The 26,608-nt window shown below is 41.0% G+C and carries 19 protein-coding genes; 5 read left to right on the top strand and 14 right to left on the bottom strand.

Annotated elements, in window-relative coordinates:
- Positions 1-98 precede the first annotated feature (98 nt).
- Positions 99-431 carry an L-rhamnose mutarotase gene (locus tag A33Q_RS07620; RefSeq protein ID WP_009036352.1) on the bottom strand — a complete coding sequence of 111 codons (333 nt, stop codon included), beginning with the start codon at positions 429-431 and terminating at the stop codon, positions 99-101.
- 112 nt (positions 432-543) lie between these two features.
- Here A33Q_RS07620 and A33Q_RS07615 point away from each other — a divergent pair, with 112 nt between their 5' ends.
- Positions 544-3,687, top strand: coding sequence for a PKD domain-containing protein (locus A33Q_RS07615; protein WP_009036353.1), 3,144 nt, complete (start codon positions 544-546; stop codon positions 3,685-3,687).
- Between the two features lie 131 nt (positions 3,688-3,818).
- Positions 3,819-6,971: a TonB-dependent receptor gene (locus tag A33Q_RS07610; RefSeq protein WP_016254899.1), complete on the top strand. Its 3,153-nt coding sequence runs from the start codon at positions 3,819-3,821 to the stop codon at positions 6,969-6,971.
- 335 nt (positions 6,972-7,306) lie between these two features.
- Here the strand turns inward: A33Q_RS07610 and A33Q_RS07605 are convergent, their stop codons facing one another.
- Positions 7,307-8,239, bottom strand: a complete 933-nt coding sequence (locus tag A33Q_RS07605) for a UDP-glucuronic acid decarboxylase family protein (RefSeq protein WP_009036355.1) — start codon at positions 8,237-8,239, stop codon at positions 7,307-7,309.
- A 166-nt stretch (positions 8,240-8,405) separates the two neighbouring features.
- On the opposite strand from A33Q_RS07605, the gene galE reads away from it, so the two are divergent.
- Positions 8,406-9,425, top strand: coding sequence for a UDP-glucose 4-epimerase GalE (galE, locus tag A33Q_RS07600; protein ID WP_009036356.1), 1,020 nt, complete (start codon positions 8,406-8,408; stop codon positions 9,423-9,425).
- On the opposite strand, the gene A33Q_RS07595 is transcribed toward galE, so the two are convergent.
- The 8 genes from A33Q_RS07595 to A33Q_RS07565 form a co-directional block, all read right to left on the bottom strand.
- A complete protein-coding gene (locus A33Q_RS07595; protein WP_016254898.1) occupies positions 9,379-11,046 on the bottom strand; it encodes a glycoside hydrolase family 99-like domain-containing protein in 1,668 nt (555 codons plus the stop codon). The genes galE and A33Q_RS07595 overlap by 47 nt on opposite strands.
- A 377-nt stretch (positions 11,047-11,423) precedes the next feature.
- Positions 11,424-12,392, bottom strand: a complete 969-nt coding sequence (locus A33Q_RS07590; protein WP_009036358.1) for a transketolase family protein — start codon at positions 12,390-12,392, stop codon at positions 11,424-11,426.
- A gap of 1 nt (position 12,393) precedes the next feature.
- The gene (locus A33Q_RS07585) at positions 12,394-13,245 is read right to left on the bottom strand and encodes a transketolase (protein ID WP_009036359.1); all 852 of its coding nucleotides are present in this window, start codon (positions 13,243-13,245) and stop codon (positions 12,394-12,396) included.
- Positions 13,246-13,255: 10 nt separating this feature from the next.
- Positions 13,256-13,705, bottom strand: coding sequence for a thioredoxin-dependent thiol peroxidase (gene bcp / locus A33Q_RS07580; RefSeq protein WP_009036360.1), 450 nt, complete (start codon positions 13,703-13,705; stop codon positions 13,256-13,258).
- Between the two features lie 24 nt (positions 13,706-13,729).
- Complete coding sequence (locus tag A33Q_RS07575; protein WP_262489358.1) at positions 13,730-15,244, bottom strand: peptidoglycan DD-metalloendopeptidase family protein; 1,515 nt, start codon at positions 15,242-15,244, stop codon at positions 13,730-13,732.
- On the bottom strand, positions 15,165-15,590 hold the full coding sequence (locus A33Q_RS22475) for a M23 family metallopeptidase (RefSeq protein ID WP_016254895.1): 426 nt from the start codon (positions 15,588-15,590) through the stop codon (positions 15,165-15,167). The genes A33Q_RS07575 and A33Q_RS22475 overlap by 80 nt, the downstream gene beginning before the upstream one ends.
- Positions 15,577-16,188 (bottom strand): fumarylacetoacetate hydrolase family protein, encoded by a 612-nt coding sequence (locus A33Q_RS07570; protein WP_009036362.1) that lies wholly within the window; start codon positions 16,186-16,188, stop codon positions 15,577-15,579. Before A33Q_RS07570 ends, A33Q_RS22475 begins: the two co-directional genes overlap by 14 nt.
- Positions 16,189-16,276: 88 nt before the next feature.
- Positions 16,277-16,915, bottom strand: a complete 639-nt coding sequence (locus tag A33Q_RS07565) for a PH domain-containing protein (protein WP_016254894.1) — start codon at positions 16,913-16,915, stop codon at positions 16,277-16,279.
- Between A33Q_RS07565 and A33Q_RS21805 the strand changes: the two genes are divergently transcribed.
- Both A33Q_RS21805 and pcaF read left to right on the top strand, forming a co-directional pair.
- Positions 16,896-18,233 carry a 3-oxoacid CoA-transferase gene (locus A33Q_RS21805; RefSeq protein WP_009036364.1) on the top strand — a complete coding sequence of 446 codons (1,338 nt, stop codon included), beginning with the start codon at positions 16,896-16,898 and terminating at the stop codon, positions 18,231-18,233. The genes A33Q_RS07565 and A33Q_RS21805 overlap by 20 nt on opposite strands.
- Before the next feature lie 375 nt (positions 18,234-18,608).
- On the top strand, positions 18,609-19,817 hold the full coding sequence (gene pcaF, locus A33Q_RS07555; RefSeq protein WP_009036365.1) for a 3-oxoadipyl-CoA thiolase: 1,209 nt from the start codon (positions 18,609-18,611) through the stop codon (positions 19,815-19,817).
- Positions 19,818-19,997: 180 nt separating this feature from the next.
- Here pcaF and serA read toward each other — a convergent pair whose 3' ends face one another.
- The 4 genes from serA to A33Q_RS07535 form a co-directional block, all read right to left on the bottom strand.
- Positions 19,998-21,890 (bottom strand): phosphoglycerate dehydrogenase, encoded by a 1,893-nt coding sequence (gene serA, locus A33Q_RS07550; protein ID WP_009036366.1) that lies wholly within the window; start codon positions 21,888-21,890, stop codon positions 19,998-20,000.
- Between the two features lie 303 nt (positions 21,891-22,193).
- A complete protein-coding gene (locus A33Q_RS07545) occupies positions 22,194-23,393 on the bottom strand; it encodes an esterase (RefSeq protein WP_009036367.1) in 1,200 nt (399 codons plus the stop codon).
- A gap of 155 nt (positions 23,394-23,548) precedes the next feature.
- The gene (locus A33Q_RS07540; protein ID WP_009036368.1) at positions 23,549-24,529 is read right to left on the bottom strand and encodes a glycoside hydrolase family 43 protein; all 981 of its coding nucleotides are present in this window, start codon (positions 24,527-24,529) and stop codon (positions 23,549-23,551) included.
- Between the two features lie 137 nt (positions 24,530-24,666).
- Positions 24,667-26,608 (bottom strand): FG-GAP-like repeat-containing protein (locus A33Q_RS07535; RefSeq protein WP_040490238.1); only part of this gene is annotated, 1,942 nt, incomplete at its 5' end.

The raw sequence follows: 26,608 nt of genomic DNA, 5'->3' as shown, positions 1-26,608 counted from the left end.
TATTCCAAACTTCTTCCTTAAAGTTAATTCTTATCTTTTTAAAATGAATTGGTTTTTAAGTAAAATAATATAGATAACTGATAATCAATATTATAAATTTATTTATTAAAGTTAAATATCAAGTCCATTAATTTCCATTTTTCACCCGGCTTACTTCCGGGAAGGGCTTTTTGATAATCCCACATCAAATTTTCCCATTCTTGTACCCGTGGGTTTTCACTGTCCAATTTTGCTTTTTTATCGAATGAAAAGTTTTGCTCTGTTTCCATGATCATAAAAAGCCTGTTTTCCCAACGGTAAATTTCCATTGCCAAAATGCCCGATTCTTTGAGGCTTTTCAGGATTTCAGGCCAGACATTTTTATGATGTTCTTCATAAGCCTGGATCAGCTTGGGGTCATTTTGAAGATCTAGTGTGAGACAGTATTTCATTTTTTGACGTTTTTAACTTATATCCTTCAATCAAGATATCTGAATATTCTTGACTTGGATAAACTTTTTACAATTTAGAATGATATATTGAAAGTCAAACTTCTGATTTGTAATGTGCAGCGGTGATTTTAAGAAATTCTTCTTCTTTTTTTTAGGCCTGATGGCAATTTTTTCTTTTTCAGCAAAAGCACAGTTAAGTACTGTGGGGAAAGAGTTTTGGTTTGGTTACATGGATAATTTTAGGGTGGAAGGAAATACTCCGGAAAATACAGCTTTCGATTATGGCATTGTGATCATTACTGCCAGTGAAGCAGCTACAGGAATTTTACAATATGGAAACACGACTATCGATTTCAATTTGAATGAAGGTCAACAGTTTGTTCATAGGATTGAGGATTTTGACATTCTTCATAGATTGGCAGGTGTAGTTGAAAGTAAAGGCGTTTATATTAATTCCACAGGGAACATTGCTGTGCATGCTTTCAATGAGAGAAGGAGGTCTGCTGACGGAACGGTTATTTTACCTCTTTCAGCATTGGGAAAGGATTATTATGTCACTTCACATTATGAGGTAATGACGACAAATGTGAATTACAATGCAAATTTCAACGATGAAAGCACGCTATTGGTCGTGGCAGTGGAGAACGACACCCGTGTGGAAATAACACCTAGTGTTAATACGCTTACCGGAAATATTGCTAGTAATCCCTTTACCATTGAGTTGAATACAGGTCAATCCTATCAGTTGAAAGCTAGGGGAGATCTTACGGGTACGCGGATTAGGGTCATAGGTGACAATGCAGGAGATTGTAAGAATCTTGCCGTGTTTGGAGGTAATAAATGGACCAGTGTAGGGGACTGCGGAGCAGCCAACGACCACCTTTATCAACAGATGTACCCTACGAATACGTGGGGAACTGAGTATATACATATTTCCTATGATGGAAGATCATCGGGAGAATTGGTAAAAGTCCTTGCCTCTGAAGATAACACTACAGTTTTTGTAAATGGGGTTGAGGAAGGCAGCATCAATGCCGGTCAGTATTTGACATTTGATTTTCCGGCAAACTATACTGCAAGAATTAGAAGCTCAAAACCCACAGCTGTCACTGGGTTTTCCAAAAGCCAGGAATGCAATGACCCTTCGGAACCTTTTTATCTTGACGGTGATCCCTTTATGATCACTTACAGCCCCAACGAGCAATTATTGACCTCTATTACCTTTAATGCCATCCAACTTCCTTCCATCAACAGGCATTATGTCAACGTCATAGTTAAAGCGGAAGCAGTAAATCAGACCTTTTTGGATGGGCAAAATATTGGAAATAGTTTTCAGGTAGTTCCTGAAAATACCGAGTTTTCCTATGCAAGGATTTTTATCAATCAAGGTGTTCACAGGCTCAGTAATCCTGAGGGTTTTATAGCATACGTTTACGGTTTTGGAGAAATTGAGTCTTATGGTTATGTGACAGGTGCAAGTCTCAACAATCTCAACTTTGAAGTTGAACCCAATTATTCTTTTGAAGTAGATGGAGAGACAGTCGCCTGTTTAAACCAAGAGGCCAATTGGGAGATTTATCCGGAAAATGAAGTTTTCACCTATTTCGTCTGGGAATTTGGCGATGGTTCAGAACAGAAAATAGGAAAATCGGTAGATCATATTTATTCGGAACCTGGAACCTATGAGGTAAAAATTACTGCGTCAATCAGTGAATTTAGTTGTGATTTGCAAGAAGAAGTAATTTTTGAAGTTACAGTATTGGAGTCGGGTGGTGAAATTGTTGGACTCAGTTCCGTCTGTCCGGTAGTAGAAGAAGTAAATTATGCGTTTTTTAGTGATGATCTATTTTCCAAAATCGAATGGAAAGCAGAAGGTGGCGAAATTCTTGAAATTAGTCAGAATGATACCAGAGTTAATGTCAATTGGGGAGAGGCTAACCCCAATGCAGCATTGATAGCTATTCCCTATACCCTAGAAGGATGCCCCGGAGAAGAAATTCGATTCCCGGTAACCATTTCTGAAACAATCATTTCTCAAGATATAATAGGAGCCTCAGAAGTATGTTTTGACCCCGGGTCAGTTTTTGAATATAGCGTGCCAAATGCAAGTGGTGGAAGAACTTATGAGTGGGAAGTAGTCAATGGCCAAATCCAAGGAGATAATACAGGATCTACCATTCGGGTGAACTGGGATCAGGAGAATACAAGTGGCACTGTGAGCTATAGAGAGTTTTCCAATGAAAATGCCAATTGCTTTGGCGAATCTCCTGTGCTTACTGTTCAGGTTTCAAGCCTTTTTGAAGTATCAATAGAAGAAATCAATGATTTAATCTGCTTCGGGGACGAGACAGGAAGTATTACCATCGATGTAAGGGGAGGCGTAGCGCCCTATACTTATGAATGGTCACATGATCCTACACTGAAAGGTCCACAAGCAGTTAATTTACTTGCAGGCTTATACCAAGTAAAAGTTAAAGATTCCTTAGGGTGTGAACGTATTTTGGAAAGCTTGGAAGTGAATCAGCCTGAGGTATTGAATCTGATTCAATCCCATATTGAAGCCCCAAGTTGTTTTGGAAAGGATGATGCAAGGGTATCGATCAACCTTTCAGGAGGAACTTTACCTTACAGTATAGATATGGAAAATGCTTTGGTAAATGGGAGTGAAATTACGATCAATAATTTACCGGCTGGAGTTTATGAATGGGTAGTCACTGATGCCAACTCCTGCTCATTACCTGTAAATATTGAAATAATTGATCCCACACCTGAGACTTTTGAGGTCAGGGTTCAGAAACCAAGCTGTCCAGGTGAATCTAATGGTGAACTTTTGGCACTACCCGATACAAGGTTTGGTCCTGTGAGTTACTCCTGGGATTTTGATTCTTCTGAAGATGCTTTGATCACAGGTTTACCCTCAGGGTCTTATTCAGTAGAAGTTCATGATAGTAGAGGTTGTATCAGTGTAGGTGAAGGAGTTCTGCTTGAGGAAGGGCCCATGGTCAGAATGCCAACTGGTTTCCGTCCATCTGATGGATGGTACACGGCGGTTTCGAATTGTGAGCTGTCTTTAAGGATCTCAATTTTTAACAGATGGGGAGAATTGATTTTCTCAGGAACAGGTGGATGGGATGGCAATATTAATGGAAGGGAAGCGCCTTTAGGATCCTACTCTTACTTAATTCAGTATGAATATATCCTTGATGGGGAATCCAAACTGGAGGAACAGCGGGGAATTTTTACACTTTTAAGGTGATAGGGATTTATTTATAGCATTCTACAACAATTTCCTTTAAAAATTGATTTTACCACTAATGAATTTATATTTCTGCAGAATCCATAATATTTGATAAATTATGCTGTGTTTGAGGGTTTGGGCTTTATAAAATGCGAAGTAGGTTAAATATTTTATTTCAGATTGTCTTGTTGTCAGGCTTACTCTTGACCTTCGGTTTCCCTGCTTTTGCTCAAGTGACAAGTATAGGAAGGGAGTTTTATCTTGGCTTTATGGAGAACAACCGGACTTTTACTCCAATCCAAAGATTAGATGAGGCGTCAATTATTATTTCTGCAGAAGAAGATGCCAATGGTGTGATTCAGTATGTAGGAAATTCTATACCATTTTCTATTGAGGCAGGGGAACAGTTTGTATATCGGTTTCCTGAAGGGGAAATGGATATCATCCACCGAAGTTCCAGGCAAATTGAAAATAAGGGAGTTTATATTTCCTCTGACGGTAACATTTCTGTTCATGCATTTAATTTTCGGGCCAGAAGTGCGGATGGGACAGTGGTACTTCCTTTGCCATCTTTAGGTAAGGATTATTTTGTTACAGCCCATCATGAAAACTTCAATCCTGGCGTTGATCCCGGTTCCAATGTTAATTATGAAAGTACGCTTTTGGTAGTAGCAGTGGAGGATGATACGAGAGTAGAGATCACCTTAGCAGCTCAGTCTGTAGACCCGGTCCCCATCCCTCCCGGTTCGACCATCTCAGTGGTGTTGGACGTAGGAGAAAGCTACCAAGTCAAAGCAGTAGGTGATTTGACAGGATCTCGGGTAAGGGTGGTAAACAGTTCCGGTGATGACTGTAAAAATGTAGCGGTTTTTGGAGGAAATAAAATGACTTCTGTGGCCCAAGACTGTGATGGATCCACAGGAGATCATTTATTTCAACAGACATACCCCATTTTTGCTTGGGGAAAAGAGTATGTCCATATTCCCTTGGCAGGCAGAACCTCGGGCGAGATGGTTAAAATCCTGGCCTCCGAGAACAATACAAGGGTTTTTGTGAACGGGCAGCAAAGGGCCACATTAAATTCAGGTAGGCATGTTTCTTTTTCTTTTGAAAGGGATGAGCTTGCTAATATTTCAGCGGATAAGCCCATTTCAGTAACTACTTTTGCGAAAAGTTATTTTTGTAATATTCAGTCTGGGATTGGAGCTAGCGATGGAGATCCCACCATGATTACCCTAAGTCCAAATAACCAATTGATTAAAAGCACGGTTTTTTCAGCACTTCAGGTCGAAGGTATTGTCACCCACTTTGTCAATATTTTATCCAAAACAGAAAGTGTTGGGCAAACTATTCTTGACGGGCAAAATATTGGTGGGGCATTTCAGCCAGTCCCTGGAAACCCTGCTTTTTCTTATGCAAGAGTGCAGGTTGCTGAAGGAAGTCATACAATGAGTAATCCGGAGGGAATCATTGGCTATGTTTATGGATCAGGTTTTATAGAATCGTATGGTTACTCAGCAGGAGCAAGCATCAATAATCTGAATTTTGAAACGGAGGTGGAGTATGATTTTGAAGTAGATGGTGATAAAGTTGCCTGCTTGGGTGAGGAAGGGTCTTGGACGGTTATCCCGAAGGATGATAAATTTGTTCTTTTCGAGTGGTTTTTTGAAAATGAAGAAAATCCAAAAGAAGGTGCTACTGTAAATCACGTTTTCGATGAACCTGGAACCTATCAAATCAGGATTGTGGCAATGACGGGCGACCGTTCTTGCGATCAGATGGAAGAGGCCTCCTTCGAGGTAACTGTGGTAGAGAGTAAAGGTGAGTTGGAAGGGCCAAATAATGTTTGTCCCAATATAGATGAAGCTACCTATTCATTTGAAAAACCTGAAAACACACAATCTGTATTGTGGGAAGTGATCGGGGGAGAAGTCGTATCAGAAAATGATTTTTCTATTTCTGTTCTTTGGGGAGAGTATGACCCTGAAGCAAAGGTCATAGCCATTCCTCTGACAAATGAAGGTTGCGAGGGAGAAGCTCAGGTTATTGATGTTTTTATCAATGACTCAATTGTTCCTGGAAAACCCAGAGGAATTGCAGCAGTTTGTTTTGTTGATGGAGTCTCCCAGGTTTATACAGTGAGGGATAAAATTCCTGGAAGATTGTATCAATGGTATGTAACGGGCGGAACCATACTTTCAGATTCGAATAGCGATGAAGTAGAGGTAGAGTGGCCAGGACCAGGTTCTACTGGAGAGATTTGGTATGAAGAAGTCAGTGAATTCAACCCAACTTGTGGAGGTGAATCTGAGCGGCTTAGGATCACAGTCAACCCTCCACTACAGGCTTCAGTTGGAGAAATTTCAGAGTTCATTTGTGCGGGTACCTCCGCTGGACGTATTGAACTTGAAGTGAGTGGAGGATCTGGAGCATATTCTTTTCTATGGTCCCACGATGAAGGCCTTAATTCAGCTTCGATCAATAACTTGAGTGCGGGCCTTTACTCAGTAATCGTCAGAGATGCAGGTGGCTGTGAAATACTACTTGAAGATATGTTGATAGAAGATGCTGAACCTATGGAATTGATAGATGAAGTACAGGAGACGAATGCTGTTTGCTTTGATTCTGAGGATGGTCAGGCGACTTTTTCAATTTCCGGTGGTGTGGCGCCGTTTACAGTAGATTGGTCTGATGCATTGATTTTGGAAAGAGATTTTCAACTTTTCGGTTTGGAAAGAGGAGTATATCAAATTGCAGTACAGGACGCAAATGGTTGTGATTTGACTATTGCATTTGAAATAGATTCACCTGAACCTTTGGAAACAGAGTTCATACTTGAAAATGTAGCGTGTCCTGGAAGTGCGTCGGGATCCCTCTTAGCAATCAGCAAGGGCGGGGTCGGGCCTTATGCTTACGTATGGGAATTTGATGGGAGTACAGGACCTAGACTTTCTGAGGTTCCCGGTGGAAATTATGTCCTTAGGGTTTCAGATTCAAACGGTTGTGAGGCAAGTTTTATAGGGCAAATCGAAGAGAGTAGTCCTTTATTGAGAATGCCAACGGGTTATGATCCGCAAGATGGATTGTATGAAGGTGTAAGCAACTGTAATGTAACTTTTACCCTAATGGTTTACAGCAAATGGGGAGAACTGCTTTTTGTTGGAAATACAGGATGGGATGGAACAATTAAAGGAGTAGAAGCCCCAATGGGAACTTATTCCTATATGGTGGAGTATAGTTATACTATTGATGGAACACCTAAAACAGAGCGGAAAACAGGAGTATTTACTCTGATTAGGTAAAATTTGTGTCGATTTTTGAATTATTAAATAAGATTTACGACGCCTTTTCAGGTTCATCGATTAGTAAAAAATCAGTAAGTTAAGCGTTAAAGGTTAATTGTTAAAATTTGTCCTAACAGCTTAACCTTTAACTCTAAACAACATTAAGTTCGTCAATCCGGTTACATATTACGATTTAGGACTCAATGTCGTTTAAGTAAGACTACAAGTTGAATTTAAATTTTTCCAAAGTTGGGTTAAAAGTAAAAACAAAATTTTGTTTACAAACCTGAACTTTGGAAAAGTTACCCTAAACTAAACGACATTGATTTACTACGGCTAATTCAGCACCTCAATCAAATCACTTTCTCGAAATAAGCAATGGTTTTTTTCAAGCCCTCGGTCAAAGGAACTTTAGGTTCCCATCCCAATTCTTTTTGCGCTATGTCAATGATCGGTTTCCGCTGCAAGGGATCATCCTGTGGAAGTGGTCGGAAAACCAATTTACTTTTGCTGCCAGTGAGGTCTATGATTTTTTCAGCAAGCTCAAGCATGGTGAATTCTCCTGGGTTGCCGATATTGACTGGTCCTGTAAAGCCATCATGGCTATTCATCAATCGATACATCCCATCGATCAAGTCATCAACATAGCAAAAACTTCGGGTTTGCTTTCCATCTCCATAAATGGTGATGTCTTGCCCCTTGAGAGCTTGCACGATGAAATTGCTGACCACCCTTCCGTCATTTTGATTCATCCTTGGGCCATAAGTGTTGAAAATCCTCATAACCTTTATTTTTACATTGTGCTGTCTATGGTAATCAAAGAACAAAGTTTCTGCACAGCGCTTTCCTTCGTCATAACAAGCTCTTGGTCCTATTGGATTTACGTTTCCCCTATAGCTTTCTGGTTGTGGATGGATTTCCGGATCCCCATATACCTCTGAAGTTGAAGCTTGTAGGATTTTTATCTTCAATCTTTTGGCCAGTCCTAGCATATTGATCGCTCCTATTACCGAAGTCTTCGTCGTCTGAACAGGATCAAACTGGTAATGGACGGGACTGGCTGGACACGCCAAGTTATAGATTTCATCTACTTCAACGTAGGTGGGGAAAGTGACATCATGCCTGATTAATTCAAAGTTTTTGTTGTCAAGCAAATGGTGGATGTTCATTCTACTTCCGGTAAAAAAGTTGTCCATACAGAGTACTTCATTTCCTTCTGTGATTAATCTATCAGCAAGATGGCTCCCCAAAAATCCGCCACCTCCTGTTATTAAAATTCTTTTCATAAAAAGGTTTATTTTTATTCTGCTACGAAATAAATTAAAATATTCTAAAAACCGGTGTTTTTTTTAAAATAGAAAAAAACTATTGAATAGATAATTTATGAAGCAGACTTCCCTTCTTCAGATTATCCTATTAATATTGTGTTTTAGGAATTATTTAAACTAAGTCATGAAGAAAATTTTAATTACAGGAGGAGCAGGCTACATAGGCTCTCACACAGCAGTAGAATTGGTGAATGCAGGTTTTGAACCTATCATCTTAGATAATTTTTCGAATTCAGAAAAATCAACTCTCGCAGGCCTTGAAGAAATTCTAGGCAGAAGTATAAGATGCTATGAAGAAGACTGCAATGATAAATCAGCTGTGGAGCAAATATTCAAGGAAAACCAGCTTGAAGGTGTTATTCATTTTGCAGCTTACAAAGCAGTAGGAGAGAGCACGCAGGTTCCATTGAACTATTATAAAAATAATATTGGCTCGCTCTTGGTGATATTAGAATGTATGGCAAAATATGGGGTCAAAGATCTTGTCTTTTCTTCTTCCTGTACGGTTTATGGTCAACCTGATGTCTTACCTGTTACAGAATCTACACCCCGTAAAGAGGCTGAAAGCCCTTATGGAAATACCAAAAAAATCTGTGAAGACATACTTCATGATTATGTAAAAAGTAAGGCGGGGGTACGGATTATCTCCTTGAGGTATTTCAACCCTGTTGGAGCACATCCAAGTTCAGTTTTGGGAGAATTGCCTTTGGGAACTCCTAATAATTTGGTTCCTTTCATTACCCAAACTGCAGCAGGTATCAGGGAAAAGTTAACTGTTTTTGGGGATGATTATGATACAGCAGACGGAAGCTGTGTAAGGGATTATATTCATGTGATGGATCTCGCAGACGCCCATGTCAAATCTTTGGAATACCTTTCTAATCAAAAGGATGATTTTTACGATATCTTCAATGTAGGAACTGGAAATGGCAATACAGTTCTTGAAGTGGTTCATACTTTTGAAAAGGTATCCGGCAAATCGCTCAACTACATCATAGGACCTAGAAGGCCAGGTGATGTTGTAAAGGTTTGGGCAGATACTTCCAAAATCAACACGGTATTGGGCTGGAAGGCCCAATACAGCCTGGAGGATTCGCTCAGGGACTCGTGGAATTGGCAGCTGAAGCTGGGGGAGAAGGTATAAATCCTGTTCTTCTGTCTGTGAAGACCTCTTTGATGGCTTCCAAATAATCAAACCCATGTCCTTCGGTAGGTTCGATGTAGTTTCCTTCCAAATATTCATTCCAGCAACAGATCATGATGGTGTTCCCGTTGCTGGATTTATATTTTTCAGACTGTTTTTTGGCATCTTCAAGTTTTGCTTTGAAAGTTGATTTGGTGCTGTGAACCCGGTCTTTGATAGGCTCGCTGGGAAAGCCAGTTTGTTGCGGCCATGTACCACCTGCCGGTCTCATATCCCAACCCATAGCTACAGGAACCTGATATTCAAAGGCTGGGTCGTTTTTAAACAATTCACTCCATTCTTGCCAATGGCCATTGTAAGTTTTTCTCATATCCGCATAACTTTTGTTGTCCTGCTGGTAATGGTTGTGGTAAACGTATCCCGTCAGGCCTTCAAAGCCCATCCCTTTCAGCCTTGGCACATAATCCTGGAACAAAAGCCTATCGGTATACCTGCCTCCTCTCCATGGTTCCTGTCTATTGTTGGGAACCCATTTGGTAGGCATACCATATTGTCTTTCATTTGGCATCATGGCCCCTGAGGCTACGGCTATGAATTTTATGCCGGGCAACCCGTTTTTTCTGGCCAAGTCTTTAGACCTGTCCAATAGCTCCTTCATGGTGATTCCATAAAATGAAGCCCTAGATTCCGTGTCTTGAGGAAAATAGAAGTAAACAATTGGCCTTCCATCCTCTGACCTAAGATAGTCTTTTCTTTTGAAATACTTGTCAATCCAAAGCTGGGTGATTTTGTCATGCACTTGTAGATAAAGTGCCTTATCAGGCTTTTCTCCTCTGTAGTTACGCCCTACAGCCATACTTTCAGGCGAGCCAATATCCAGCCAGGCTCTCCAGCGTTCATCAGAATCATCGCACCAATTGATGGCCCATTTCATTTGCTTATCAGCAGGAAGCTTGGCATTTTCTCTCAAAAGCACCTCTAACTGATCATTCCATTCTTCCAATCCGGGAACAGCCACCCTTCCATCTCTGTTGGGATCGATTTTCCAACCTTCAGGATAATAAATCTTTGCCTGAGGCCCAAAATACAGATGATAGTAGTAGTGTCTGCCAAAAAACCAATCATAGGCAAAAAAATCAATGCCATAGCTTTTCATATATTCCAGTTGCTTTCTGATGACTGCCGGATCGTCTCTTTTATAAAAACCCTTGAGGGCAGCGATAGGCTTTCTGTCCAGATAAGGGCCTTCGTAAGGATATTGCCTGTTGTAGATTCTGCCCCTCGGGCCCCAAATGGCCGTATTCTGTAGACTGGCACAATCTTCTCTTCCGGTGATACAAGACCAAAAGCTGTCCCGGTCAATATTGGGATCAGAAGAAGTATTCCAAGATGGCATATAGTAAACCCCTACCATTTGCTGGGTACTGTTTTGCGTGTCCATCGTTCTTAACAGGGAGCTATCTCCTAATGCCTCCTCAGTTGTTAAGCTTTCAGAACTTGTCTCTGCTTCAGCAAGCTGTTCGGAAGATTTATCTGATGTTTCGGAATCAGCATGCTCACAACCTTCTGGATCAATGACTACAATACCTAGAATCAGTAGAAAAGGCCAAAATATTTTCATTTTCAAAAGTGTTAGGTAATCAAATGGTTTACTTTTCTAAAATAGGAAATGCATAACGGAAATACATCTTGGAGTTAGAAATACTTTACGATTACTCTCTTTTTAGTTGTTATAAAAAATTTTGAATTCAGATATTGGTAAAGACATTTTACCTTTTATTTATTTTCAACAAATATCTTATGATAGCGACTTTATTATACCTTTTATTGATGGTTGGACTCGTAATAATATTGGGATTTATCCTTCTGATAATTATCAGAGAGGGAGTTAAATCCTGGAAATTTATTTTCCGAAAGAGAAGGCTATAAAATCTCCTAAATAAAAAACCGTGCTGAAATTCAATTCAACACGGTTTTTCTATGGTATAAATCTCAATTTTACTTTCTGGCCAATGCTTTTTTGGCGGCCTTCACAATATTCTCTGCATTCAGTCCATATTTTTCCAGGAGCTGTGTCGGCGTACCTGATTCTCCAAAGGAATCGTTGACCCCCACATACTCCAGCGGAGCAGGATGGTTTCTGATCAGTGTCTGGGCGATACTGTCCCCCAAACCTCCGTTGAGCTGATGCTCTTCGGCAGATACCGCACAGCCTGTCTTGGCTACAGAATCCAATATAGCTTCGGTATCCAATGGTTTGATGGTGTGGATGTTGATCACTTCGGCGGAAATGCCTTCCTCTCTCAACATGGCTTCCGCTACCACTGCTTCCCATACCAGGTGGCCTGTGGCGAAGATGGTCACGTCCTTGCCATCGATCATTTTCCAGGCCTTGCCGATCTCAAACTTCTGGTCTGCAGGGGTGAATATCGGCCAGCTTGGTCTGCCGAACCTGAGGTAGGCAGGACCTACATGGTCCACCAATGCCAGTGTCGCGGCCTTGGTCTGATTGTAGTCACAGGGATTGATCACTGTCATGTGCGGCAGCATTCTCATCATGCCCAGGTCTTCCAGAATCTGGTGCGTGGCCCCGTCCTCGCCCAGCGTAAGGCCGGCATGTGAGGCGCAGATTTTCACATTCTTGTCCGAATAGGCCACAGACTGTCTGATCTGGTCATAAACACGTCCTGTGGAGAAATTGGCAAAGGTGCCCGTGAAAGGGATTTTGCCCCCTATGGTCATACCGGCGGCAAGACCTATCATGTTGGCTTCCGCGATACCTACCTGGAAAAACCTCTCGGGAAATTCCTTCTGAAAGGCCCCCATTTTCAGTGAACCTATCAGGTCGGCACAGAGGCCTACCACATTGGGGTTGTTTCTTCCTGCTTCCAGCAGTCCGTCACCGAAGCCGGAGCGTGTATCCTTCTTTTCGGTATAGGTGTATTTTAAGTCAAGTGTCTTTTCCATTTCAGTAGTCTCCTAATGTTTCTTCCAATTGTCCCAGGGCATTTTCAAGCTGTTCGTCATTCGGTGCCACGCCGTGCCATTTGTGCGTGCCGACCATAAAGTCCACCCCGTAGCCCATTTCTGTGTGGAGCAGGATCATCACTGGCCTGCCCTGTCCGGTCAGGGACTTCGCCCTGGCCAGGCCTTCCAGTACGGAAGCCATGTCGTTTCCTTTTTCGATATTGACGATCTGCCAGCCAAAGGCTTCCCACTTGGCTCCGAGGTCTATCAGGTCCATGACCTTTTCGGTAGGGCCGTCGATCTGCTGTCTGTTCAGGTCAATGGCAGCGATCAGGTTGTCCACCTTGTGGTGGGCCGCATACATGGCAGCTTCCCATACCTGCCCTTCCTGCTGCTCACCGTCACCCATCATCACATAGACCAGCTTGTCATCCTGGTTGAGTTTTTTGGTCTGTGCCGCACCGATTCCTACAGAAAGTCCCTGTCCTAGAGAACCCGAGGCAATCCTGATCCCGGGAAGGCCTTCTTCTGTGGCCGGATGGCCCTGAAGCCTGGAATTGATTTTACGGAAGGTGCCCAGTTCGGGAACACCGAAGTAACCTGATCTGGCCAACACACTGTACCAGAGTGCAGACACGTGTCCGTTGGAAAGGAAGAAAAGGTCTTCGCCTTTTCCGTCCATTTTGAAGTCGGAGTCATGCTCCATTTCATTGAAAAAGAGTGCGACAACATATTCGCACATGCCAAGGGCAGCTCCCGGGTGGCCTGACTGAACGGCATGTACCATGCGCAGACAGTCCCTTCTGACCTGGGAACAGATTCCTTCGAGATGATCGATTGAGTGTTTTTCCATTGTATTGGAATTATTTGAGTATTTGATTGGTGTGTTCTTTTGTTTTGACTTTGTCTATGATTTCTTCAACCTTGCCCTCTTCGTCTATGATAAAGGTAGTACGTGCTGTGCCCATATATTTTCTGCCATACATGGATTTTTCTACCCAGGTACCATAAGCTTCATGGACTGTTTTGTCTTCATCAGCGATCAAGGTGAAAGGCAATTCTTGCTTTTCTATAAATTTTTTGTGGGATTTTTCTGAATCAGAACTTACACCCAAGACTACATATCCTGCTTTTTGCAAAGCTTCATAATTGTCTCTCAGGTTACAGGCCTGGGCTGTACAACCAGGCGTATTGTCTTTTGGATAAAAATAAAGCACTACTTTTTTTCCCTTGAAGTCAGAGAGTTTGATGGTATTTCCATCTTGATCTTTTGCTTCAAAATTCGGTGCTGCTTTTCCTACTTCTACTGACATAATGTTTTCGTTTTAAGGTTATGATTAATTTAAAGTCGTGGAGTAGCTGGCTTCATTGCCGGCCATATCCCGTACTTTTAATAAAACCTCTCCTTTGAAAGGTTGTTTGTCCAACTTTTCGGACCAAATGACATTTTGCTTGTGCTCATAGCGCATCAGGATCCAATTTCCGTTCACCAAAGCCTCAAAATCCCTGATTCCTGATTTGTCATCCCTGATGATAAAGCGAAGTTCATCGGCATTGACTTTTACCGGCCGTATTACCGGGGCTACTTTATCCTCATCTATGACAAAAGTACCAAAATTTCTGGTTTTGAAACGGATATCCTCTGATTCCCATGTGCCACCAACAAAGCTTTTCCATCCATTCGGAGACTGATGGTACACATGTGCGCGGCTTTTGTCCCCTTCAAACCCAGTATCCTTAAAAAGGACTTCCATGCTACTTTGCAGATATTCCTGGGGCGAATTGATTTTGAGAGTGGTGTTTTTTCCTCGACCGCTTTTATTTATGCGCAGGAAAAGATCATCCAATAAAGTGTTTTCTTCAAAAATTAAATCGGCCTGTTCATGGTAATAAGCCAGCTCTTCTTTAAAAGGAACCTTATATTGCACTTCTGGAAAAATGGTTTCTGTACAAAGATTGATCTCTTCAGGAACACCATAATTCATATCCCACAAATAAACCCGCTTTCCATTTGATATATAAGAGGGCATTAATTCCATGATATGTCCATTTACTTTTACCTCAGCCATTTCTCCCCATTCAGAATACCCTGTTTCAATTTTCATGACTTCCCTATGATAGCTGACCACAGTTGGACTGACACTGATCTTTCTGTTTTCTATTTGATCAAAATCACTCTCTTCCCCTTCAATATCCAATCCCACAAAGCGCGTATTTCCAAAATAGTCTTTAAGTGCCAATTCAACTTTCTTCCGCACTCCTGGGTCGGCTGTCAATGCTCCTGAGCCACTTCCTTCAGGAGAATAGAGCTGCATCTGATTGTTGGGGTGATGGTAAACTCTGGTAAAGCGATTCTGATGGGTATGACTCAGGAGAAATCTGCTTTTATAAAAGTCAATGTGGTCTACATTGATTCTAAAAAGAGGGCTGTCATTTTCGGTGAGTTCGAAAATGGGTATTCCAAAAGTATTTCCCACACCGTCCATTTTATCAATTGCATAGACCTCCAGCCCGACTCTTCCGCTGATTTTGACAGTTTGTGGAATAATGTACCTGCCCCCTTCTATCAGAGGTGTAAATTCTTTTCTGGAAAATTCTCCATCTACTCGGGAAAGGTAATCCAAAGGAGTCAGGGCTATTCTATAGACAATAGGAGGGGTGTTGTCCACGATTTCTGTGAAATGATACCGAAAAGGATCAATAGCATGGTCCAGTGTATCTCTGATTTCAAAGTGCAGGTGCGGTCCACCCGAACTCCCCGTATTTCCGCCGTTACCGATGATTTCTCCCTTTTCCACGGGCAGTTCCTGTGGTTCCAAAAAAAACTTCAAGGTCATTTTTCTTTTCGGCATACATTTTATCTCTCATAAAATCCATGATCTTCGGAGAGAAGTTTCTTAAATGGGCATAAACAGAAGATTGTCCATCATTGTGACGGATGTAAAGTACGTTTCCATAGCCATAGGAAGAAACCTTCATGCGGTACACGTAGCCGTCTGTGATGGAGAGAATGGGCTCTCCATCCACACCGCCGATTTTCACATCGATTCCTGAGTGAAAATGATTGGGGCGGATTTCAGAGAAATTTCCGGCGAGCAAGGCCCTTTGGCCGGGTTTTACAGGAAAAAGGTAGTCTTGGCCCAAGACACTTAAGGAAAGCAAAAAGAAGAAAAGAAGGGGGAATTTATTTAACTTCAAAATCGAGCAACTTTTGGTCTTCTATAAATGCTTCCAGGCGGTCACCTACATTGATTTTACTTACTCCGGCAGGGGTCCCGGTAAAGATAAGATCTCCTTTTTTCAGAGTAAAAAATTTGGATACGTAAGCAATGATATCTGCAAAGTCAAACAACATCATGGAAGTTTTTCCTTTTTGTCTGAGTTCACCATTGATATTCAGGTGAAAATTAATGTCATCTAGTTGGGAAAATTGTGCAAGGGGCAAAAAACCACCGATAGGCGCAGAGCCATTGAAGGCTTTGGCGATTTCCCAAGGCAAACCTTTGGATTTGCACTTTTCCTGAAGGTCGCGCGCAGTAAAATCTATTCCTATTCCGATTTCTTCAAAATACCTGTGTGCAAATTCCTTTTGAATATACTTACCTTCCTTAGAGACTTTTAAAACCAACTCCACCTCATGATGGATATTTTGTGAAAAATCAGGATGGAAAAAAGGAGCATTGTTCTTTAAAACAGCGGTGTCCGGTTTGAGGAAAACCACAGGTTCTGTAGGTTTTTCATTTTTGAGTTCCTCTATGTGTTCAGCGTAATTCCTGCCTATGGCAATGACTTTCATGGATGAGATATTCAGTGTTGGGAAACAAAATAAAGGATTTTTTCCCAGTCCTTCATGCAGTTTTTTATAAAGCCTTACAATAAGATGTTTACTCGGCTTTCAATACTTTTATTGAAGGATTTAGACTAAGGATTGAATTTATAAATTCCTGATTGTTTTTAGGTGCAATATAAATTTCATCAAATTTATTGTATCGGATAAGAATGCCTTTAGAAGCCAATGCGGGTTTCAATCCGGTCCAGTTATTTATGTTCGGTTCAATTGATTTAATTTCCCTAAAAGGAATTTCCCCATTGATAAATCCTGATCTGTAGTAAAACTTTGTGGAGTCAAGAGCATAGGAAGTTGTCAAGTAAAGGTGAACAAGGTGGGTTAATACAATGAGCATTGAAAAAACAAAGACAATTGAAAATTTGTCTGAGAAAAATGAATAGATCAACAAGCCCAATAAAATTCCTGAAAGGGAGATGAAAAGTTTACCTTTTCTGGCTTTGAATTTTTTAAGTGTCATTTGTTCGATTTCTATTTTAAGTTTTGAAAATATCTCTCCGTCTAGTAATGAAAAAAGAGATAAATACTTGAAACACCTATTGTAGACATAATTTAATAAAAATCCCTTAGAAACTGAACATATGGATTTATTGAGTTGTTTACGTGTATATACATTTAATATTGTTACATCAATTTGAATTTTAAAACCCGAAATAATGAAACAAGTTCCTACCATTTCTCTCCAAGATGCCGCCAAATTGGTCAAGGATGGAGATGTTTTACTGCAAGGTGGATTTGGGATGACCGGAAATCCGGTTCACTTGATGCATGCATTGGCAGAGACAGCAACGAAAGACCTGACCTTCATTGGAAACAATGTCGGTGAACCTGGAATAGGAGGGGGAAGGCTGTTGAGAAATGGGCAGATCAAAAAGATGATCGGTTCATTCTTTACTTCCAATCCAGAAGCAGTCAAAGCTGCGCAAGAGGGTAAAGTAGAATTTGAATTGATTCCTCAAGGTTCCTTGGCTGAGGCCATCAGGGCTGGCGGGGCTGGAATTGGTGGTTTTTATACGCCGACTTCCGAAGGAACTGTGATTGCTGAGGGAAAAGAGGTGAAAGAAATTGATGGGGTAAAGCAGGTTTTTGTCAAGGGGATAAAAGGCGATGTAGCCTTTATCCGTGCCTGGAAAGCAGATACTGCCGGCAACTTACAATATCGCCTGACTGAGCAAAACTTCAATCCGGCTATGGCGACAGCAGCTAAGATAGTCATTGCGGAAGTGGAAGAAATTGTACCTGTTGGAGCGCTTGATCCCAATTTTATCCATACTCCAAGCTGCTTTGTGGATTATTTGGTAGAAGTGAAATTGACAGAAGAGGATTTAGGTTCTTCAGCAAAAGTGGGCAGTTCGGAAGATATTCCTGCTGACCGTATGCTGATTGCCAAAAGAGCCTTGCAAGAATTACAGAAAGGTGATGTGGTCAACCTAGGGATAGGAATACCTACCTTAATTGCCAATTTGATCAGTCCTGAGGATGGGATCATCATGCATTCAGAAAATGGCATGTTGGGAATTGGTCCATCTCCTAAGGAAGGGGGAGCCATGGATTACCCGGTCAATGCAGGTAAGATCCCTGTAACGGCTTTGCCTGGTTCTTCCTATTTTGACTCTGCCGCTTCTTTTGGCATGATCAGAGGCAAGCATGTGGATGTAGCCGTGATGGGAGGCTTGGAAGTGGATGAAGCAGGAAATCTGGCCAACTGGGCTGTGCCCGGTAGACCGCTATTGGGAGTTGGTGGGGCCATGGATTTGGCTTCTGGAGCAAGGAAGTTGATCGTGACGATGAACCACACCTCACCCAAGGGGTCAAAAATCGTAAAATCCTGTAACTTGCCTTTGACAGCTAAGGCTTCGGTGGATATGGTGATTACAGAGTTGGCTGTGTTTGAATTTATCAAAGGCAAACTGACCCTAACGGAACTGATGCCGGGCGTGAGCCTAGAAGAGGTGAAGGAGAATACTGAGGCTGAGTTTGAAGTTGGATTGTAGATTGTAGATTTAAGATTGTAGATATAAGATTTAAGATTCAAGACATAAGAAACTGGAAAAGAGGGGCGAAAAGCGAGACACAACCTTTAAGGTCTTTTTTTGACCTCGAAGATTTTATTATAGCTCTCTAATATGAAAAAAATGATACCGCACTTTCAATTTTGATAATGGATTGAAAATATATCAACATTAATACTGGATCAATATCCAAAAGTATCTTATCCGCTTGTAGCGGATTAAATATCCATTATTATTTGAATCATAAAAAACTAGGTATAAATAGATTGCCAGTTTCTTTCCATAGATTCATATCAAAAAATTACTTAGTAAACCCATTCTCTTTAAAATTCATTTTAACCATAGAATAATAAATTCATGAACTACAACGCATATATTATAGATGGCATCAGGACGCCAATCGGGAATTTTGGTGGGGGATTGTCTGCTGTAAGGGCTGATGATCTTGCGGCCATGGTTATCAGCGAATTAGTCAAGAGAAACCCTGTTATTCTTACTGATCAGATTGATGATGTGATTTTGGGCTGCCACAATCAGGCAGGAGAGGACAATCGAAATGTAGCTAGAATGTCCGCACTTCTGGCTGGACTTCCAGTGACTGTGCCGGGAGAAACGGTCAATAGACTTTGTGCCTCAGGTATGTCTGCCATCATTCATGGCGCTAGGGCTATTGCAGCAGGAGATGGAGATGTTTTCATTGCGGGTGGAGTAGAGCAGATGACCCGTGGACCTTTGGTGATCTCCAAAGCAAGCAGGGCTTTTGGCAATGATGCTAAAATGGAAGACTCCAGCTTTGGCTGGCGCTTTGTCAATCCCAAGATGGAGGAAATGTATGGCACAGATCCCATGGGAATCACAGCTGAAAACCTCGTGGATCAGTATCAAATCAATAGAGCAGACCAAGATTTGTTTGCCTACCATTCTCAAATGAAAGCTGCCGAAGCACAACAAAAAGGAATCTTGGCTGAGGAAATTATGCCAGTTACTATTCCCCAGAGAAAATCCGAACCTATAGTTTTTGATCAGGATGAATTCATCAAGCCTCAGACTACTGTTGAGGCATTGAACAAGCTCAGGGCTGTTTTTAAAAAAGATGGAACCGTGACAGCTGGCAATGCTTCAGGCTTAAATGACGGGGCCGCGGCTACCTTGATCGTATCTGAGAAAATTGTCAATGAATATGGACTAAAGCCTTTGGCTAAAATCGTGAGTTCAGCAGTAGTGGGAGTGGAGCCTAGAGTCATGGGCATTGGTCCAGTTCCGGCTACAAAGAAAGCTTTGGGAAAAGCAGGCTTGACCCTAGAAGATATGGATGTGATAGAGCTGAATGAGGCTTTTGCAGCTCAAAGTTTGGCTTGTACACGTGCGCTTGGATTATCTGACGATGATCCTAGGGTGAATATCAATGGGGGAGCGATTGCGCTAGGCCATCCATTGGGTATGTCCGGAACTAGGATTACATTGACTGCTGCCAAATCATTGGAGAGATTGAATAAGAGATATGCCTTGGCTACCATGTGTATTGGGGTAGGTCAGGGCTATGCCGTGGTGTTGGAAAGGGTTTAAATTTTTAATTCAATTTTGTCCTTTGTAACTCTCACTAGTAAAAAGATAGGGTTTCAGGGGGCATGCTTAAGGAATCTATAGATTAAAGTCAAAATCAATATAAACAAAGGTTCAAGCCATATGACTTGAACCTTTGTTTTTGGAGTAGTTGATTAAAAAAAATGATATCTAATTTAGTAATCAATATAGAACCCTAAACCTGATTGTGCCAGGGATTTGCTTCATGGCATCTATGACTTCAGGGGAATAGGCTTTGTCTATGTCAGTAATCACATAACCGATTTTTTCATTTGTTTTGAGGTATTGCCCCACTATGTTGATCTCAAAATCTGCCAATACTTTATTGATTTTGGCCAGAATTCCCGGTTCATTTTGGTGAATATGTATCAACCTGTGCGCATCCTGAAGGAATGGGAGTTGGATGTTAGGGAAGTTGACAGAGTTGTAAGTGTTTCCGGTATTGATGTATTCCATGATCTTGCCCGGAACAAATCTGGCAATGTTGACCTGAGCTTCAGAAGTGGAGCCTCCTATATGTGGGGTCAGCACCACGTTTTTACAGCCGATCAGTTCAGATACAAATGGTTCTTCATTGTTCTTGGGTTCTTCAGGAAAAACATCTATGGCAGCACCTGCAATATGCCCGCTGTCCAAAGCTACCTTTAAAGCAGGGATATCTACCACATGCCCACGGCTTAAGTTAAGCAGATAACTTCCTTTTTTCATCAACTTGATTTTATCTGCGTCAATGAGGTTATGATTTTCTTTTCTTCCATCCACGTGAAGGGTAAGCACATCTACGGTCTTTAGCAATTCCTCCAAAGATTCTACTTTAGTCGCATTTCCCAAGGCCAGTTTTTCAATGACATCATAATAATAGACATCCAGTCCCATGCTTTCAGCCAAGACTGAAAGTTGAGCACCAATGTTTCCATACCCTATGATGCCCAGTTTTTTTCCCCGGATTTCAAAACTGCCACTTGCAGATTTGTCCCAAATGCCCTTGTGCATGCCAAGACTCTTATCATGGAAATTCCTCATCAGGAATATGATCTCCGCAATGGCCATTTCTACCACAGATCTGGTATTGCTGAAAGGGGCATTGAATACTGCAATACCTTTTTCTGTACAAGTATCCAGATCAATCTGATTGGTTCCTATGCAAAAAGCTCCAATTGAAATCAGACGATTGGCGTTTTCAAGTACTTTTTTAGTTACATTGGTTTTGGACCTTATACCAAGAATGGAGACTTTTTTGATTTTTTCAGCCAATTCCTCTTCAGATAGAGCAGAGGCGATAATTTCTACATTGTAACCTTCCTGCTTCATCAATTCCACCCCTATAGGATGGACATTTTCTAGCAGAAGTACATTGATTCGGCTTTTTGGGTAGGAGAATTTTTTGTTCATTTTGTTGACATAAAGAATTTCATCAAGGCTAGGTGCGATATGGTCTGCTTTTGAGGTGACTTTTGGTCGCTCCACATTTTCGGTAAAGGCATAGAACTTATTGGCCAATCCGGATGCTTTGATCTCATAATCAGTATATCCGTCACCGATCACATAAATATCTCCTTCTAAGTTAAGGTTTTTGATGGTTTCCGGCTTGCCCCCATTCTTGGAAAGGATATTTTCGCGGTTAAAATCTACAATTTTTCCATTTTCATCGTAGACAAACTCGTTGGCAAAGACATTTTCCGCCTTGATTCCATATTCACCTACTATGGGGGTGATAAAATCCTTGAAACCATTGGAAATGATGATGATGTCTTCCGCATTTTCTTCAAAAAACTCTTTATTACGCTGAAAGGATTTGGACACCTTCGTTTTCAAAGCTTCAACTAAGGTGGAGATTTGGGGCTGTGTGGCTTCAAGAATTTCCAACCTTTTTTCCAGACTTTCCCTAAAGTTCAAACTTCCTTCCATTCCCTGATCTGTGATGTCTTTGATGGCTTTGAGCTTTTCAGTTTTTTTCGGATCTTTTTCCAAGCTTATTTCTCCTAGGACATCAAGTGCTTCTACTTGGGTGAAAGTACTGTCAAAATCAATGATGAATTTTTTGTTACTGGGCATTACTGTTGTAAAGTTTTTGTTAATGGCTGTTCAAAATTATAATATTATTAAAAAAATATCCGATCTATTGAATAAAATACTTTTTAAAATTTGAATTTTTTTCACGTAATCGATTGTATTTCAAAACAGCTACTTACTGAATACCCGGATTTGATTTTTCATTTGCTTTCTATCCCTTTAGGTAAATAAAAACATAAAAAATACCCTGCCCGTCATAATAAAATGCGTGCAGGGTAAATTTTTTAGCAGGCCTACTTGGTCAGGTTTATCTTAACCAATATTTTGACAAAATAGGGGAAGCTATTATTGGAATAATTGAGGTGCAAATTCACTCAAATAAACCCTCCAGTTTCTCCAGGTGTGTCCTCCTTCGCTTTCCACATACTCATAAGGCATTTCTAAGTCATCCAGTTTTTTCCTGTATTCAGTGTTGGCATCGTAGAGGAAATCGGTTTTTCCTATTGCGATCCAGTAAAGCTTATACCCGTTTTCTTTTTGGGTTTTGAGTCCCTCATCCATGTTTTTGTACACATCCTTGCCGGAAGCATCTTCTCTGGGCATTATGGCTGCAGAGAACGGACCAATGTAGTCAAAAGTGTTTGGATGGTAGCGGGAAATGTGAATGGTATGAAACCCACCCATCGATAATCCGGCAATGGCTCTGCCTGCCTTTTCGGCTTTGACTCTGTAATTGCTTTCAATAAAGTTGATGATGTCTTTAAAATTGGCCTCATAGTCCCCGTCCATGGTTCTTGGTTGCATAAATTGCGGCTTATAAAACCCTTTATTCCCTTCTCCAGGTGCCGCATCTTGAGCTACATTTCCATTTGGCATCACTACTATCATGGGTTTTGCCTTTCCTTTTGCAATAAGGTTATCCATAATCTGAGCTGTTCTTCCAAGAGAAATCCAAGCTTCTTCATCTCCGCCAGCACCATGAAGAAGATATAATACAGGTAATTTTTCCTGTGAATTCTCATATCCAGGAGGAGTGTAGACAGTCAGCCTTCTTTTAATTCCAAGACCGGGAGAGTCATACCACCTTCTGGATACAGTCCCATGAGGGACATCATTTACTTTATACAAGTCGGCATGCCCACCTCCAATGATGAAAATATTGGTTACAGATGCCACATCTCTGATCAGAAACGGGTTGTTGGGGTCTGTGGTCTTAAATCCGTCTATGATAAATGAGTAATTGTACAACTCAGGGCTTAACTTCTCAGAAGTAAATTCCCATACACCGTTTTCTACTTTATTCATCGGTACTTTTCCTGGGCCATCTACTTGGCCCATAGGAGAGTCGATTTTTTGGGTTGGAAGAAAATCTCCTGTGATTTCCACTTCTTTTGCATTGGGCGCTAAAACCCTGAAAGTTACAGTCTGATCACCTTTTATTTCAGGTGAGGTGATTTGTTGGGAGCCAAATAAGGCTTCCTGTGCCTGTGCTGTGAATGTTAAAGTCACAAACAATGCGATTAGGTAAGATAGGTTTTTGTTCATAATTTTTTTCTATTGTCTCATTTTGTGAAAATAGATGTTTGAATCTTCAAATAAAAATTTGGAACAAAAAAAATCCATTTTTTTGGAAATGGATTTTCTGCAAGACAGGCTTGCAATTTCAAAATAGCTAGGATAAAACTGATTTTCAGGATGTCTTATTTTAGAGGTTTTGCAGGTACGCCTTCAAAAGTCATTGTTACAGGAAGAATTTTCCCGTTTTGATCAAATTCCATTTTATCTATACAGGTGACCCGATGATTTCGGTCGCTTTCTTCCAAAGGTCTTCTATGATAGACAATGTAGAAGTCATCCGTCTCAGGGATTTTCAATACAGAATGATGTCCAGCACCACGCCCTATTTTGTCATCCTGCTCTAATATCACTCCTTCTCTTTCAAAAGGCCCAAACGGACTGTCTGAAACGGCATAGGCAACCCTGTAATCAGGTCCTGTCCATCCACCCTCAGACCACATGAAGTAGTATTTTCCGTCTCGGATAAACATAAACGGACCTTCTACATAATCATCAGGAGTCACTTCTTTATAAATTTCTCCATCTTCAAATGGATCTAATCCAGTAAAGTCTTCATTCAGCTTAACCACATTGCAATGGCCCCAGCCTCCATAATACATGTAGTAAGTTTCATCTTTGTCTTTAAAAATATATTGATCTATTGGCTGAGCTCCATTGATAATTTCATTGATCAAAGGTTCTCCAAGTAAATCCTCAAAAGGTCCTTCCGGTTGGTCTGCCACTCCAACTCCGATTCCTCCAATTTCTCCTTCGTGTACATCGTTGGCTGCAAAAAAGAGGTAATACTTCCCAGATTTTGAAATGACTCCCGGTGCCCACATGGCACGTTTAGCCCATTTTACTTCTGCTGTATCAATGATGCGCTCATGCTTGGTCCAGTTGACCAAATCAGGAGAGGAGAAGGCATCCATAAAGACCTGCTTGTCAAACTCATCAGAATAGGTGGGATAGATCCAGTAAGTATCTCCATAAATGATTGCCTCTGGATCTGCATACCAACCGTCAAAAACAGGGTTTCCTGAATATTCTGTTGATTCCTCATTTTTCCCACTGGGATTGGAACAAGCGGCTAGCAACAACAGGATTGGGAAAATAAATCTCATGGCGATTGGTATAAAGGCATTGTGAGTAAAAGGTTAAACTCAAAATTAGAATCTCTTTCTTCTTTTCAAAAAGCTTTTGAACAAATGGCCAAGAAACCTTTCGAACGAATGCATTAGAATAGATTCTTAAAGAATTTCTATGATTGGATTTGATCTGGGGTAACTAGCCTTGATGTTCCATCAAATTCCGTAATTTGAATTGTTTTGCAATTGGAAGGAATAGGGATTTTTCTAGAAGATTGTGATAGGTAGCCAGCTCCATAAGGAAATTCCAAGGATTTAAAGGTGCCATCAATCAATTCAAAGCTTACTTTAAAGTCAGTTCGTGCCAGCTTTAGGTATTTTTGATTTGGATATGGGGCTGATTTTTTAAAGGCCTTGATTGGTCCCTGGTGCTGACTGGCAAGGATAAGCGATTGATTATTTGCCAAAGTCAAGTTGACCAATGCTCTGCCTTCTCCCTCTACCAAAAAGCCTGTGTTTTGGATATTGGTGTTGAATTTACCCTCTGAATTTGCTTCCAAAACATTTCCGATAGAAGCATCGTAACGACCGGTCTCCGTTTCATTTCCATAAAAATTCCCAATTAGGAACAATTTGTCGTCAACGTAATCAAAGTTTATTCCAAAAGTTGGAGCAAATTGGGCTTCCATGGCTAAGGGGCTTAAACTGAAGCGACCCGTACTATCTATTTTTAGAAGCGCACTTTCAAAAGTCTCAGTTTTGAGTGTAAGTGCTTCTCTTTGTTGTTCTGGGGTGAAAAAGCTTTCTAGGTCGTATTTTGCATATTCTGAATAAGCCAAGAACCGATTTTTCCAAGAAGGAACCTGGCTTACCATTTTGTCCCTCCCTGCTGCGGGGTACATTCCATCGGTAAATTGGGTAAAAAGGATTGGGTCAATGCTTTTATTTTGATCAAAGTCATCAGCAATCATTATCAATGGCGTATTTGAGTTCACTTGCCACCTGGTGTTTATTCCAGCGTTTCCTAAAATGTATTGTGGATTGCCATTCTCATCGGTACCTATAGGATATAGGCTATTCCACCATCCAGTTGATCCTTCTGGTCCTCTTTCATGACTTATGTTTTCAAATTTCGGTTGACCATCTGTTTTGTATTGCTTAAAAAAAGTGATGGGCATCCATTCTCCGACCACAATCAAATCCAAAAGTCCATCTTGGTCAAAATCTGTCCACAGTGCCGCAGAAACCATTCCTAGTTCTTGCAAATCAGGAATCATTTGATCTGTCAGGTCATGAAAAGAACCATTGCTAAAGCCGAGTAAAAGCGATTTCTGAGGCAAGGGATATTGACCTGGCTTCACTCTGCCACCAATAAAAAATTCAAAATTTCCATCTCCAGTAATATCTGCAGCAGTGACTACTGATCCGCTAAAGTCAGTATAAGGAATTCCTTCACCGTACTTATCAAAATTTCCTTTACCGTCATTCAGGTAAAGTCTATCCTGATAAGGTTTGTCACCTTCTGCTGACCTGCTTCCTCCGCTTACAACATATAAATCCAAATCCCCATCACCGTCAATGTCTAAGAGTAAGCAACCCATATCATCAATTTCCGATTCAGTAAATATTTCCTTTTTGGTGAACATGCCCTGATTGTTCTGGATATAAGCAAATCTTGGGAAACCCGCAGAAGCACTTACAAAAAAGTCATCCAAACCATCACCATTGATGTCTCCAACAGCTATTCCGGGACCGTTTTCAGAATGCTTGTGTGGAAGGAGGACTTGCCGGTTGAAGTCATTGTATATTAGGTGCTCATGATTGTGTGAAATCCCTAGAGACTCGGCTACTTCTTGGTAACTAAAAGTGTTTATCTCACCTTCTTCCTCTTCTTGGATTAAGGCATCCTTGTAATTGAGTTCGATTAATGAATTTAACTTTTCAACTTTAAGAAATTGTTTTTTTCCATCAGGCCAAGTGATGCTTAATTGAATATCAGAAGCTTTGGAACCCATCCCGAAGTGGGCAATGGGCTCTACAAAAGACTTATATCCTCTTACTGGATAGTGTTCATGAAATTGATTCACTTTTCCTTTGGATTTGCAACAAAAAACT

The sequence above is a fragment of the Indibacter alkaliphilus LW1 genome (assembly GCF_000295935.2).
GTDB classification, from domain to species: Bacteria; Bacteroidota; Bacteroidia; order Cytophagales; family Cyclobacteriaceae; genus Indibacter; species Indibacter alkaliphilus.
The sequence above is the reverse complement of the archived record's forward strand: the minus strand, read 5'-3'. Positions and strand labels throughout refer to the sequence as shown.

Excerpts from the sequence above, each read along its gene's own strand:
- A33Q_RS21805 (WP_009036364.1), top strand. The coding sequence starts at position 16,896 with ATGAAACAAGTTCCTACCATTTCTCTCCAAGATGCCGCCAAATTGGTC.
- A33Q_RS07565 (WP_016254894.1), bottom strand. The coding sequence starts at position 16,915 with ATGGTAGGAACTTGTTTCATTATTTCGGGTTTTAAAATTCAAATTGAT.
- A33Q_RS07575 (WP_262489358.1), bottom strand. The coding sequence starts at position 15,244 with ATGCCGAAAAGAAAAATGACCTTGAAGTTTTTTTTGGAACCACAGGAA.
- A33Q_RS07605 (WP_009036355.1), bottom strand. The coding sequence starts at position 8,239 with ATGAAAAGAATTTTAATAACAGGAGGTGGCGGATTTTTGGGGAGCCAT.
- A33Q_RS07540 (WP_009036368.1), bottom strand. The coding sequence starts at position 24,529 with ATGAGATTTATTTTCCCAATCCTGTTGTTGCTAGCCGCTTGTTCCAAT.
- galE (WP_009036356.1), top strand. The coding sequence starts at position 8,406 with ATGAAGAAAATTTTAATTACAGGAGGAGCAGGCTACATAGGCTCTCAC.
- A33Q_RS07620 (WP_009036352.1), bottom strand. The coding sequence starts at position 431 with ATGAAATACTGTCTCACACTAGATCTTCAAAATGACCCCAAGCTGATC.
- A33Q_RS07615 (WP_009036353.1), top strand. The coding sequence starts at position 544 with ATGTGCAGCGGTGATTTTAAGAAATTCTTCTTCTTTTTTTTAGGCCTG.
- bcp (WP_009036360.1), bottom strand. The coding sequence starts at position 13,705 with ATGTCAGTAGAAGTAGGAAAAGCAGCACCGAATTTTGAAGCAAAAGAT.
- A33Q_RS07590 (WP_009036358.1), bottom strand. The coding sequence starts at position 12,392 with ATGGAAAAGACACTTGACTTAAAATACACCTATACCGAAAAGAAGGAT.
- pcaF (WP_009036365.1), top strand. The coding sequence starts at position 18,609 with ATGAACTACAACGCATATATTATAGATGGCATCAGGACGCCAATCGGG.
- A33Q_RS07610 (WP_016254899.1), top strand. The coding sequence starts at position 3,819 with ATGCGAAGTAGGTTAAATATTTTATTTCAGATTGTCTTGTTGTCAGGC.
- A33Q_RS07585 (WP_009036359.1), bottom strand. The coding sequence starts at position 13,245 with ATGGAAAAACACTCAATCGATCATCTCGAAGGAATCTGTTCCCAGGTC.
- A33Q_RS07545 (WP_009036367.1), bottom strand. The coding sequence starts at position 23,393 with ATGAACAAAAACCTATCTTACCTAATCGCATTGTTTGTGACTTTAACA.
- A33Q_RS07570 (WP_009036362.1), bottom strand. The coding sequence starts at position 16,188 with ATGAAAGTCATTGCCATAGGCAGGAATTACGCTGAACACATAGAGGAA.
- A33Q_RS07595 (WP_016254898.1), bottom strand. The coding sequence starts at position 11,046 with ATGAAAATATTTTGGCCTTTTCTACTGATTCTAGGTATTGTAGTCATT.
- serA (WP_009036366.1), bottom strand. The coding sequence starts at position 21,890 with ATGCCCAGTAACAAAAAATTCATCATTGATTTTGACAGTACTTTCACC.